Origin of the sequence: Streptomyces sp. BJ20 (assembly GCF_022869105.1) — a bacterium.
In the GTDB taxonomy this organism is placed as follows: Bacteria; Actinomycetota; Actinomycetes; order Streptomycetales; family Streptomycetaceae; genus Streptomyces; species Streptomyces griseoincarnatus.
On the sequence record NZ_CP094918.1, the window covers coordinates 4,568,198 to 4,579,968 of the forward strand.

Annotated in this window: 12 protein-coding genes and 1 pseudogene; 6 read left to right on the plus strand and 7 right to left on the minus strand. The window is 73.9% G+C overall.

What is annotated here, in order from left to right; translation table 11 throughout:
• Positions 1 to 18 precede the first annotated feature (18 nt).
• Complete coding sequence (locus MTR79_RS20480) at positions 19 to 318, plus strand: DUF6332 family protein (RefSeq protein ID WP_086698572.1); 300 nt, start codon at positions 19 to 21, stop codon at positions 316 to 318.
• On the opposite strand, the gene MTR79_RS20485 is transcribed toward MTR79_RS20480, so the two are convergent.
• The 3 genes from MTR79_RS20485 to MTR79_RS20495 all read right to left on the minus strand — a co-directional run bounded on the left by MTR79_RS20485 (position 279) and on the right by MTR79_RS20495 (position 3,193).
• Positions 279 to 944: a response regulator transcription factor gene (locus tag MTR79_RS20485; protein ID WP_086698573.1), complete on the minus strand. Its 666-nt coding sequence runs from the start codon at positions 942 to 944 to the stop codon at positions 279 to 281. The genes MTR79_RS20480 and MTR79_RS20485 overlap by 40 nt on opposite strands.
• Positions 941 to 2,215, minus strand: a complete 1,275-nt coding sequence (locus MTR79_RS20490) for a sensor histidine kinase (protein WP_189364019.1) — start codon at positions 2,213 to 2,215, stop codon at positions 941 to 943. The genes MTR79_RS20485 and MTR79_RS20490 overlap by 4 nt, the downstream gene beginning before the upstream one ends.
• 273 nt (positions 2,216 to 2,488) lie before the next feature.
• A complete protein-coding gene (locus tag MTR79_RS20495; RefSeq protein ID WP_189364020.1) occupies positions 2,489 to 3,193 on the minus strand; it encodes a TetR/AcrR family transcriptional regulator in 705 nt (234 codons plus the stop codon).
• A gap of 156 nt (positions 3,194 to 3,349) precedes the next feature.
• Between MTR79_RS20495 and MTR79_RS20500 the strand changes: the two genes are divergently transcribed.
• Positions 3,350 to 3,805 carry a nitroreductase family deazaflavin-dependent oxidoreductase gene (locus MTR79_RS20500; protein WP_086698578.1) on the plus strand — a complete coding sequence of 152 codons (456 nt, stop codon included), beginning with the start codon at positions 3,350 to 3,352 and terminating at the stop codon, positions 3,803 to 3,805.
• A gap of 6 nt (positions 3,806 to 3,811) precedes the next feature.
• Here the strand turns inward: MTR79_RS20500 and MTR79_RS20505 are convergent, their stop codons facing one another.
• Positions 3,812 to 5,056: a geranylgeranyl reductase family protein gene (locus MTR79_RS20505; RefSeq protein WP_189364021.1), complete on the minus strand. Its 1,245-nt coding sequence runs from the start codon at positions 5,054 to 5,056 to the stop codon at positions 3,812 to 3,814.
• Positions 5,057 to 5,250: 194 nt separating this feature from the next.
• Between MTR79_RS20505 and MTR79_RS20510 the strand changes: the two genes are divergently transcribed.
• Entirely contained in the window at positions 5,251 to 6,612 is a 1,362-nt protein-coding gene (locus MTR79_RS20510) for a dipeptidase (RefSeq protein WP_086698581.1), read from the plus strand.
• Positions 6,613 to 6,893: 281 nt separating this feature from the next.
• On the opposite strand, the gene MTR79_RS20515 is transcribed toward MTR79_RS20510, so the two are convergent.
• The 3 genes from MTR79_RS20515 to MTR79_RS20525 all read right to left on the minus strand — a co-directional run bounded on the left by MTR79_RS20515 (position 6,894) and on the right by MTR79_RS20525 (position 9,331).
• Complete coding sequence (locus tag MTR79_RS20515) at positions 6,894 to 7,934, minus strand: NUDIX hydrolase (RefSeq protein WP_086698583.1); 1,041 nt, start codon at positions 7,932 to 7,934, stop codon at positions 6,894 to 6,896.
• A gap of 145 nt (positions 7,935 to 8,079) precedes the next feature.
• Complete coding sequence (locus MTR79_RS20520) at positions 8,080 to 8,277, minus strand: hypothetical protein (protein ID WP_048456444.1); 198 nt, start codon at positions 8,275 to 8,277, stop codon at positions 8,080 to 8,082.
• A gap of 100 nt (positions 8,278 to 8,377) precedes the next feature.
• Positions 8,378 to 9,331 (minus strand): ROK family protein, encoded by a 954-nt coding sequence (locus MTR79_RS20525; protein WP_189364022.1) that lies wholly within the window; start codon positions 9,329 to 9,331, stop codon positions 8,378 to 8,380.
• Positions 9,332 to 9,538: 207 nt separating this feature from the next.
• On the opposite strand from MTR79_RS20525, the gene MTR79_RS20530 reads away from it, so the two are divergent.
• The 3 genes and pseudogenes from MTR79_RS20530 to MTR79_RS20540 form a co-directional block, all read left to right on the plus strand.
• Complete coding sequence (locus MTR79_RS20530; protein ID WP_244791680.1) at positions 9,539 to 10,633, plus strand: LacI family DNA-binding transcriptional regulator; 1,095 nt, start codon at positions 9,539 to 9,541, stop codon at positions 10,631 to 10,633.
• 14 nt (positions 10,634 to 10,647) lie between these two features.
• Positions 10,648 to 11,451, plus strand: a complete 804-nt coding sequence (locus tag MTR79_RS20535) for a hypothetical protein (protein ID WP_244793265.1) — start codon at positions 10,648 to 10,650, stop codon at positions 11,449 to 11,451.
• A 91-nt stretch (positions 11,452 to 11,542) separates the two neighbouring features.
• Positions 11,543 to 11,745, plus strand: a pseudogene (locus tag MTR79_RS20540) (transposase); the annotation flags it as partial.
• Positions 11,746 to 11,771 lie beyond the last annotated feature (26 nt).

Genomic DNA, 11,771 nt, shown 5'->3' on the forward strand with positions numbered 1-11,771 from the left:
GCCTGTTTCACTCCCGGCATGCGTGAACACGGAGGAACGGGATCGGGCGGCCGGCGCGGTCAGGCCGAGCGGGACGCCATCACCGTGGAGATCGGGTACGCGCTGTGCAGCGCCGCCTTCGCGGCGGCCGTGGTGTTCGGCGCGGTGGCGGGTCCGGCGCTGCTGTTCGCGCTGCCGGGGGCGGTGGAGACGGTGCTGGTGCGCGGGGGCGGTGTGCTCGCGGGGGTGTTGTTCGCCGCCCGTACCGTGTCCGTGCTGGTGCGGTTCCGGCGGGCGGCTCAGCCCAGCCAGCCCGGCCGCACGAGCCCGGACTCGTAGGCGAGGACGACCAGTTGGGCGCGGTCGCGGGCGCCCAGCTTCACCATGGTCCGGCTGACGTGGGTCTTGGCGGTGAGCGGGCTCACCACCAGGCGGCGGGCGATCTCCTCGTTCGTCAGGCCCAGTCCGACCAGCGCCATCACCTCCCGCTCCCGCTCGGTCAGCTCCGACAGGGCTCCGGCGGCGGCCGGTTCCTTGGAGCGGGCGGCGAACTCGGCGATCAGCCGGCGCGTCACACCCGGTGAGAGCAGGGCGTCGCCGTCGACCACGGCCCTTACCGCGCGCAACAGTTCGTCCGGCTCGGTGTCCTTCACCAGGAAGCCGGAGGCGCCCGAGCGGATCGCCTCGAAGACGTACTCGTCCAGCTCGAAGGTGGTGAGCATGACCACCTTCACGTCGGCCAGGTCCGGGTCACCGGTGACGCGGCGGGTCGCGGCGAGGCCGTCGAGTCCGGGCATGCGGATGTCCATCAGCACGACGTCGGGCCGCACCTCGCTGATCAGGCGCAGCGCCTCCTCCCCGTCGGCCGCCTCCCCCGCCACCCCGATGTCCGGCTGCGCGTCGAGCAGCGCCCGGAACCCCGCCCTGACCAGTGACTGGTCGTCGGCGAGCAGCACACGGATCACCGGTCCTCCTCGGTCTCGATCGGCAGGACGGCGAGCAGGCGGAACCCTCCGTCCGGGCGGGTGCCCGCCTCGATGGTGCCACCGAGCGCGGCGGCCCTCTCCCGCATCCCGGCGAGCCCGTTGCCGGTGCCGCCCGCGTCGGCGCCGGTGGCGGGCCCGTCGTCGTCGACCAGCAGCCGCAGCCGCCCGTCGCGCCGTTCGACGCGCACGCGCGCCTCCCGGGACCCGGAGTGCCGTACGACGTTGGTGAGGGCCTCCTGGACGATGCGGAAGGCGGCCAGGTCGGCGCCGGGCGGCAGCCGGGGCGGCTCGCCCTCGACGGTGACGGCCAGACCCGCGCTCGCGGCCTGTTCCGCCAGCTCGGGCAGCCGGTCCAGGCCGGGTGCCGGGGTGCGCGGGGCGGCTCCGGGGGCGCGCAGGGTGTCGAGGACCTGACGCACCTCTCCCAGCGCCTCCTTGCTCTTCGCCTTGATGGTGGTGAGCGCGGTGCGGGCCTGCTCGGGGTCGCTGTCCAGCAGGGCGAGTCCGACGCCCGCCTGGACATTGATGACGGAGATGCTGTGCGCGAGCACGTCGTGCAGCTCGCGGGCGATGCGCAGCCGCTCCTCGTCGGCGCGCCGCCGCTCCGCGCGGGCCCGCTCGGCCCGCTCGCGCGCCCATTGCTCACGGCGGACGCGGGCCAGTTCGGACACGGAGAGGAGCGCGACGACCCAGGTGGCGACGACGATCTCCTCGGTCCACGGGGCCGCGTCGTCGCCCGACGGCGGCAGCCACCGGTACAGGACGTGGACGGTCAGCAGATGCCCGGCCCACAGCGTCCCCGTCGCCGCCCAGGCTGCGTACCGCCGCCCCGAGGCGACGGCGGCGAAACAGGCCACCACCACGGTCAGGAGGACCGGTCCGTACGGATATCCGGCGCCGAGGTACAGCAGGACCGCGGCGACCGTGCCCCACAGCACGGCGACGGGATGCCGCCACCGCCACAGCAGCACCGCGCCCGACAGGAGCAGCAGCACCCGGCCCAGCGGGTCGAGGGCGACCCGTTCGCCCGCCTGGGCATGGTCGGCGAAACCGGAGCCGATCAGTACGAAGGCGGTGAACAGCACCGTGGAGGGCCATGGCCACCGGACACGGCCGGCCGACTCCAGGCCGTCCTCCCGCCCGTCGGCGCGGCGGCTCCAGCCGGGCGGACCCTGCCGCCACCACCGGGGCGGCCCGCCGGTGCGCCACCGCTCCGGCGGGCCGGCGCCGGGCCCCCGCTGTTCGTCCATGTCCGCCACGCTAGACGCCACGCCCACCCGACGGCGTCGGCCGGGCGGCGTGATCACACGTACTCCCGGGGAAGTACGGCCGGGAGGGGTGCGGAGCCCAGGGAGCGCCGCGGGGCGGCATTCGACCGGCGGGCGGATGTCGAGGGCCGAAGCCTGAGGGCCCCGGGCCGCAGGCCGACCGCGAGGCGCGGAGCCCGGAGGCTCCGGGCCGCAGGCCGGCCGCGAGGTGCCGCGGGAGGTGCCGGGCCGCAGGCCGACCCCGAGGCGGGGAGCCTAGGAGGCGTCGGCGGGCCGGAGACCCACCGTGCGGGCGAGACCGTCGACCGCATGGCGGAAGAACGCGTCCCGCTCCTCGACGATGCGGGTGAACTGGCCGAACACCTCGAAGCCGATCAGGCCGAGCAGCTGCGCCCAGACGGCCACGCAGGCCGGTGCCACCGCGGGCGGCAGGTCGGGGACGAAGTCCGCCGCCATGCGCGCGGCCTCAGCCTCCAGGTCCGCCGGAACGGGCGCGACGTCCAGCTCCCCGGCCCGGTGGGCGTCGCGGACGACGTCGATGAGGGCGAAGCCGACGCGCGCGGCGGCCGGAACGGTGGTCGCGGGCGCGGCGTACCCGGGCACCGGGGAGCCGTAGATCAGCGCGTACTCATGCGGGTGCGCCAGCGCCCAGCCGCGGATGGCCTCGCAGACGGCGGTCCACCGCTCCCCCGCGAGCGCGCCGACGGACGCCTTCAGGGCCGCTTCCGCCGTCTCGCCGAGGGAGTCGTAGGCGTCGATGATGAGAGCGGTCAGCAGGTCGTCACGGCTGGGGAAGTAGCGGTAGATCGCGGAGGAGGCCATGCCGAGCGTTCTGGCCACGGCCCGCAGGGACAGCTCGGCGGCGCCCTGCTCGGCGAGTCGCCGACGCGCCTCCTCCTTGATGGCCGCGGTGATCTCGATCCTCGCCCGTGCGCGGGCGCCGTGCGGTGTGCTCGTCATGGCGTCAGTGTTCCACGAGAACAGAGCGGCGCACACAAACGAGAGCACCGCTCTTGCTTTGTCACGCCCGAGCGGGCACACTGAAGTCGAAGCGAGAGCAGTGCTCACAAGACAGAGCGGCGCTCCCCCCCCCTCAACTCCTTCCCGGAGGCCCTGATGTCGTCGTCCACGCCGTACTACCTCACCGCCGGCCCCGTCGCCGCCCGCTTCAACCGGGTCGTCGGCTGGCTCGCCCGGCACGGCATCAGCCTGGCCGGCAGCGCAGAGCTGTCCGTCCGCGGCCGCAAGAGCGGGCAGATGCAGCGCCTCCCGGTCAATCCGCACACCTTCGAGGGGCAGCAGTACCTGATCTCGGCGCGCGGGCATTCGCAGTGGGTGCGCAACATGCGGGCCGCCGGCGGCGGTGAGCTGCGCGTCGGCCGCAAGGTGCGCACCTTCACGGCCGTGGAGATCCCCGACGACGAGAAGCTGCCGCTGCTGCGCACCTACCTGGAGAAGTGGGGCTGGGAGGTCAACCAGTACTTCAAGGGGGTCACCGCCAAGTCCTCCGACGAGGAGATCCTGGCGGCGGCCCCCGACCACCCGGTCTTCCGGATCACCGTGCGGGACTGACCCCGGTCACTGCCCGGCGCCGGCCTCCCCGCCGCCGCTCGCGGGACGCCGGTCCAGTGCCATCAGGGCGCGGTGGGCCATGGGATGGGTGCGGACCAGCTCGCCGAGCGTCGTCGAGCCCTGCGTGATGTCCTTGAAAGCCTTCCACGCCGGGCGGAAGCCGGTCAGCACCGCGTGGAAGACGCCCGGGCGCTGTTCGAACGCCGCCAGCATCCGCTTGCCGACGCTCATCTCGACGCCCAGCCCCGCCTTCACGGCGAACGCGTAGTTGAGGGCCTGACGGCGGGCGTCCACGGCGTCGTGCGCCTCGGCGATGCGCACCGCCCACTCCCCCGCCAGCCGGCCGGAGCGCAGGGCGAAGGAGATGCCCTCGCGGGTCCACGGCTCCAGCAGCCCGGCCGCGTCGCCGCAGACCAGCACCCGGCCGCGGGACAGCGGCGAGTCGTCGGCCCGGCAGCGGGTCAGATGCCCTGAGGAAATGGACGGTTCGAAGCCCGCGAGGCCGAGGCGGGCGATGAAGTCCTCCAAGTAGCGCTTGGTGGCGGCACCTTCGCCGCGCCGCGAGATGACGCCCACGGTGAGGGTGTCGCCCTTGGGGAACACCCAGCCGTAACTGCCGGGCATGGGGCCCCAGTCGATGAGCACCCGCCCCTTCCAGTCCTCGGCGACCGTCTCCGGCACCGGGATCTCCGCCTCCAGGCCCAGGTCGACCTGGTCCAGCTTCACCCCGACGTGCGCCCCTATGCGGCCGGCGCTGCCGTCGGCGCCGATCACGGCCCGCGCGAGCACCGTCTCGCCGCCCTGGAGGACGACGGCGACCGTGCGCCGGTCCGGCACGGCCGAGCCGTGCTGCTCCACGCGCTGCACGGCGACGCCCGTGCGCAGTTCGGCCCCGGCCTTCTGCGCGTGCTCGACGAGTCGCTGGTCGAACTCGGGCCGGTTGATGAGCCCGAAGAGCATCTGCCGGGAGCGGCGGGTACGGGCGAAGCGGCCGTTGCTGGAGAACGTCACCGCGTGCACCCGGTCCTTGAACGGCAGCTCGAAGCCGGGCGGCAGGGAGTCGCGCGAGGGGCCGATGATGCCGCCGCCGCAGGTCTTGTACCGGGGCAGCTCCGCCTTCTCCAGCAGCAGCACGCGCCGCCCGGCGACCGCCGCCGCGTACGCCGCAGACGCCCCCGCGGGTCCCGCGCCCACCACGACGACGTCCCACACCTGCCGCACGTCGTCCGCCGAAGAGTTCTCGCTGCTCACGATGGTCCGCTGCTCCGATCACGCCGCCTGCCGCTGCTGTCCCCCCGCATCCTACGGCGGCGGTCGTGACGGTCCGCTGTGGGAGGATCGGCGACGTGAGTGCCCCTTACATGGGCCACTCACGCACACCACACGATCATCGCGTACCGAGAAGTACGCACTTGCACAACGTCGCACCTACAAGGAGCGTGCCCATGTCGTCGAATCCGGTCGCCGTGACCGTCGCCTCACTGATGCCCAGGGCGAAGGAGGAGCTCACCGAACTGGTGGCCTTCAAGTCGGTGGCGGACTTCGGCCAGTTCGCCCGCGAGGAGAGCGAGGGCGCCGCCCGCTGGATCGCCGCCGCGCTCACCGCCGAGGGCTTCCAGGACGTCGCCCTGCTCGACACCCCGGACGGCACCCAGTCGGTCTACGGCTACCTGCCCGGCCCCGAGGGCGCGAAGACCGTACTGCTGTACGCGCACTACGACGTGCAGCCGCCGCTGGACGAGGCGGGCTGGACCACACCGCCGTTCGAGCTGACCGAGCGTGACGGCCGCTGGTACGGGCGAGGCGCCGCCGACTGCAAGGGCGGGGTCATCATGCACCTGCTCGCGCTGCGCGCCCTCAAGGCCGACGGCGGCGTACCGGTCAACGTGAAGGTCATCGTGGAGGGCTCGGAGGAACAGGGCACCGGCGGCCTGGAACGGTACGCCGAGGAGCACCCGGACCTGCTGACCGCCGACACCGTCGTCATCGGTGACGCGGGCAACTTCCGCGCCGGCCTGCCGACCGTCACCACCACCCTGCGCGGCATGACGCTGGTGCGGGTGCGCATCGACACGCTCGAGGGCAACCTGCACTCCGGGCAGTTCGGCGGCGCCGCGCCCGACGCGCTCGCCGCGCTGGTGCGGGTGCTGGACTCGCTGCGCGCCGAGGACGGCAGCACGACCGTCGACGGGCTGAACGGCGACAGCGCCTGGCAGGGCATCCAGTACGAGGACGAGCAGTTCCGGAAGGACGCCAAGGTGCTGGACGGCGTCGAGTTGATCGGCTCCGGCACGGTCGCCGACCGCATCTGGGCGCGTCCCGCCGTCACCGTGCTCGGCATCGACTGCCCCCCGGTGGTCGGCGCCACGCCGTCCGTGCAGGCGAGCGCGCGGGCGCTGGTCAGCCTGCGGGTGCCGCCGGGCGTGGACGCGGCGCAGGCGACCGAACTGCTGCGCGCGCACATCGAGTCGCACACGCCGTGGGGCGCGCGCGTCACCACCGAGCAGATCGGCCAGGGTCAGGCGTTCCGCGCCGACCCGGCCAGCCCGGCGTACCAGGCCATGGCGGACGCGATGGCCGTCGCGTACCCCGGTCAGGAGATGCAGTACGCGGGGCAGGGCGGCTCGATCCCGCTGTGCAACACGCTCGCCGCCCTCTACCCGAAGGCGGAGATCCTGCTGATCGGCCTGAGCGAGCCGGAGGCGCAGATCCACGCGGTGAACGAGAGCGTGTCGCCGGACGAGCTGGAGCGGCTGTCGGTGGCGGAGGCGCTGTTCCTGCGGAACTACGCGGGTGGGGCGGCCTGATCGGCCGCCCTCTGTCGAGGTCGGAGCGTCCCGCTCGGGCGAGCGGGGCGCTCCGGCCTACGGGCGCCGAGCGCGGGCATGCGCGTGGTGGTGACACGGCTCGGCCACATCGATCACAGGGCACGCGGCCCGGAGGCGCACCGTAGGCGGCGACGGTCGGCGGGCCGCGGGTCTCCGCATGCAGGCGCAACGCGGCTCGGCCACCGCGACGACGACGCACACGCAGCACGTGAACATCGGGCGCTCCGCCGGGAAGGCGGTCCCCGGGACCGTGACTCCCCTCACCCCACCGGCACTCCGCCCTCCAGGTACATCGCCCGGCCGCGTTCGCGGGCCCGCAGCGCGCGTCGTAGGCGTTCGTAGCGGACCGGGGGCAGCAGGTGTGCCGCCTCCGCCTCCGAGGCGAAGCGCCAGGCGCGGAGTTCGGGGCCGGGCAGCCGCATGTGGCCGGCGGTCTCGGAGTCGAGGCGGCCGCCGTCGAACAGCAGCCGGAGTCCGCCGAAGGCGGGCGGCGCGGGCGGCTCCCAGTCGACGACGAGGAGGGCCGGCACGTCGTCGAGCCGTATGCCGGTCTCCTCGGCGACCTCCCGCATGCCCGCCCGGGCGGGAGCCTCGCCGCGTTCGACGACCCCGCCGGGGAACTCCCAGCCGGCCTTGTAGGTCGGGTCGACGAGCAGCACCCGGTCCTGCTCGTCGAAGAGCAGCACCCCCGCGGCGACGGTCTCCGCCGTCGGCTCGGGCGTCTGCACGATGTCGCAGGCGGGCACCTCGCCGCTGCCGACCGCCTCGGCGATGCGGCGGGCGGTGTCGCGCGGGGTCAGGCTGCCGCTGTCGATCGGGTAGGCGTCGGCGGTGAGCCAGGCGGCGAGCGCCGCCTTGAACGGTTCGATGTGGTCGTACGACCACTGGCGGACCCGTATCTCCCCGTCGGGGAGGTCCACCGGGACCTCCCGGCCGGCTATCCGTTCCCGCAGGATCGTTTCGGCCGGGGCGAGCAGGACATGGCGGACCGGTATGCGCCGGGCGGCGAGGCCGCCGAAGATCTCGTCACGGTACTCCTGGCGCAGCAGGGTCATGGGGACCACCAGGGTCCCGCCGAACTCGGCGAGCATCGCGGCCGCGGTGTCGATCACGAGGCGTCGCCAGATCGGGAGGTCCTGGAAGTCGCCGACCTCGGCGAGGTGCTTGGGCGGGAGCAGCCGGTCCAGCGCTCCGCCGATGACCTCGGGGTCGAAGAGCGTGCTGTTCGGGATCAGCTCGATCAGTTCGCGCGCGGTGGAGGTCTTCCCCGCACCGTACGCCCCGTTGATCCAGACGATCACGGTTCCCCCTCTTCTGTTGGCCCCCTGAGGCTTGCCCGTTCCACCCTGCCACGGAAACCAGATCGAGTTGAGAACACGTGAAGGCGGCGCCGGCGCCCCGCCGTGGAGGGGTGCCGGCGCCGCCGTCGACGCCGCGTGGGGCCCGTCAGGCGTTGCCGTCCCGGTCGACGTCCAGCTCCAGTGTGTTGTTCTCCGCGACCGTGCGGTCGAGGGAGCCGAGCGTGTCCTCGACGTCGAGCGCGCCGAGGGCGGGGGTCTCGGTGAGCGCGTGCGACGGGGTGACGGCCGCGACGACGAAACCGGTGGCGAGGGAGGCGATGGCGAGCATGCTGCGCTTCTTCATGCCCGGCTCAACTGCGGAACAGGCCGTTCGGTCACGCCCCGCCTCCCACACGGCCCCCGGGACGGTCCCCTGCCGGGCACGGTCGAAGCCGGCCGCCCCCTCAGACCCCCGCCACCGCCGCGTCCGTCCGCCCCATGAGCGCCGCCGCTGCCGCCCCCACCAGACCCGCGTCCGTGCCGGTCCGGGCCGGGACCACCGCGAGGCGCCGGACGAAGGACAGCGTGGCGAACTCGGTCAGCGCCTTCCGCAGCGGAGTGAACAGCACCTCGCCCGCCTTGCCCACGCCTCCGCCGATCACCGCGATGTCGATCTCGACGAGCGTCGCCGTCGCCGCGATGCCGGCCGCGAGGGCGCGGGCCGCCCGTTCGAAGGAGGCCACGGCGACCGGGTCGCCGGCGCGGGCGGCGGCGGCGACCGCGGCGGCGGAGGTGTCGCCGTCCGGGCCGGGGCGCCAGCCGTTCTCCAGCGCGCGTCGCGCGATGTTGGGGCCGCTCGCGATCCGCTCCACGCAGCCGCGCGCCCCGCACGGGCACGGGTCGCCGTCGAGGTCCACGCTGATGTGGCCGATGTGTCCGGCGTTGCCGGTGGGTCCCGGGTGCAGCCGCCCGCCCAGCACCAGGCCGCCGCCGACCCCCGTGGAGACGACCATGCACAGCGCGTTGTCGTGGCCGCGGGCGGCGCCCTGCCAGTGTTCGGCGGCCGTGATGGCGACCCCGTCGCCGATCAGCGCGACGGGCAGCCCGCCGGCCGCGTCCCGCACCTGGGCGACCAGCGGGTAGTCGCGCCACCCGGGCACGTTGACGGGGCTCACCGTGCCGGCGGAGGCGTCGACGGGCCCCGCGCTGCCGATGCCGACCGCGCCCGCGCGCTCCCAGAGGGGGGACGCGGCGAGGTCGCCGATGACCGCCCCGACGGCCGCCATGACGGTGTCGCCGTCCTCCCGCGCGGGGGTCGGCCGCTGGGCGCGGGCCAGGATCCGGCCCTCACGGTCCACCAGCGCGCCGGCGATCTTGGTGCCGCCGATGTCGAGCGCAGCCACGAGGTCGGTGTGCATCAGAGTCGGATCTCCCCGTCAACCGTCGGAAACCATCAGAGAACACGCTGGAAACGGCCATGCGCGACCAGGAGGCAACACATGGAGCACGGCCAACGGCCCGGTCGAGCGGTGAGGTGCGGGCCGGAGTGTGCGTCGGACAGTGTCTCCCGACGCTGACAACGTTGTCCAGGCTCTATGCTCGACGCCACATCCTCATACAAGCCCATGGACTCACGCATCCCCGTGGCCGACAGGACAGGACACCGCATCGTGCCGGAGACGACCCGCCGCACCGACCGCTTCCCAGGGACCCGATACGGCAACCGTCCGACGATGAAGGACGTGGCCGCCCGTGCGGGGGTCGGTCTGAAGACGGTCTCGCGCGTGGTGAACGGCGAGCCGGGCGTGACGCCGGAGACCGAGCGGCGGGTGCAGGAGGCGATCGAGGCGCTCGGCTTCCGCCGCAACGACAGCGCGCGGGTGCTGCGCAAGGGCCGCACCGCCAGCATCGGCCTGGTCCTGGAGGACCTCGCGGACCCGTTCTACGGCCCGCTGAGCCGGGCCGTGGAGGAGGTGGCCCGCGCCCACGGCGCGCTGCTGATCAACGGGTCGAGCGCGGAGGACGCCGACCGCGAGCAGGAGCTGGTGCTGGCGCTGTGCGCGCGCCGGGTGGACGGCCTGGTGGTGATCCCGGCCGGCGACGACCACCGCTATCTGGAGCCGGAGATCAAGGCCGGCGTCGCCACGGTGTTCGTGGACCGTCCGGCGGGGCACATCGACGCGGACGTGGTGGTGTCGGACAACTTCGGCGGCGCGCGCGACGGCGTGCGCCACCTGATCACGCACGGGCACCGCAGGATCGGTTTCATCGGCGACATGCCCCGCATCCACACGGCGGCCGAGCGGCTGCGCGGCTACCGCACCGCCATGGAGGACGCGGGGATACCGGTGGCGGACGCGTGGATGTCGCTGGGCGTCACGGACCCCGGGCGGGTGCGCCGGGCGGCGCGGGAGATGCTCTCCGGGCCGGAGCCGGTCACCGCGATCTTCACCGGCAACAACCGGGTGACGGTGACGGTGATCCGGGTGCTGGCCGAGCACGCCCGCCCGGTCGCCCTCGTCGGCTTCGACGACATCGAGCTGGCCGATCTGCTGCAGCCCGGGGTCACGGTCGTCGCGCAGGACGCCGCCGCCCTCGGCCGGACCGCCGCCGAGCGGCTGTTCCGACAGCTCGACGGCACGCTGATCGCTCCGGAGCGCATCGAACTGCCGACCCGCCTGATCACCCGCGGCTCGGGCGAGCTGCCCCCGGCGGACTGAGCGGGGCGGTGACGGTGGAGGACCGTACGCTGCGGGCGCTGGGGCTGGACGTGGTGCCGCGCGAGAATCCGCTGTCCTATCCGGGCGCCTGGCCACGCGAATCGGGACTGCTCGACGGGGACCGGCTGCTGCCGCTGGACCGGTGGTCGTTCGCGGACCGGGCGCCGGTGGTCTCGATCGGCTCCAACGCCTGCCCCGGGCAACTGCGGCACAAGATGGCCGAGTCGGGGATCGTCAGCCCCGTACCCATGGTGCGGGCGCGGGTGACGGGCGTCGGCATCGGCGTCTCGGCCCATGTGAGCCGCCCGGGCTACGTGTCCAACGCGCCCGTGGCGACGCCTGGCCGGGTGAGCGAGCTGTTCGTGCTCTGGCTGGACGCCCGGCAGCTCACGGTGATCGACGCGAGCGAGGGCGTTCCGCTGCCCCACGGCAACTTCCGCCGCGCGTGGCTGCCCGCGCCGGGCGTGCGCATCGAACTCCCCGACGGCAGCACGCTCCCGGGCGCGTACGCCTACGTCAACCGCCGGGGCGTCCTCCACGACGGCACCGGCACCCCGCGGACCCACCCCGGCCAGCGCCCGCTGCTGACCAACCTCCTGGCGACTCTCCCCCGCCTGCGGGACCTGTTCGGCACGACGCCGGAGGAGTTCACCGCCCGCGCCCGCGCGGACCGCGAACTCTGCGAGAAGGGCTCCCGGCTGTTCGCCGAGGAGGGACTGGTGACGACCGGCGGGTTGGAGCAGTACGTGACGTCTTCCGGCGCCGGCGGCGAGGGACAGGGTGCCGCGTCGGGCCCGCCCCGGACCTGGAGGTCCTGACAGAAGTTGCTGACCAAGTAACCATCGGCTTGTCCGCTCGCTGGTCGGGACGCGGGGTCGGGGCGTGGGGAAGCGTCGGTCGCGGCCGGGGATCGTGTCGGGAGAACTGTGGTCGCTGGTCCAGCCGTTGCTGCCCGGGCCGGGGCCGAAGCTGACGGCGGGCCGACCACGAGTGCCGGACCGGCAGGCGTTGTACGGGATGCCGTTCGTGCTGCACACGGGGATCCGGTGGGAGTACCTGCGCAGGAGCTGGGCTTCGGTTCAGGGATGACCCGCTGGCGGCGTCCGGCCGCATGATACGAGGCCGGTGTGTGGGAGAA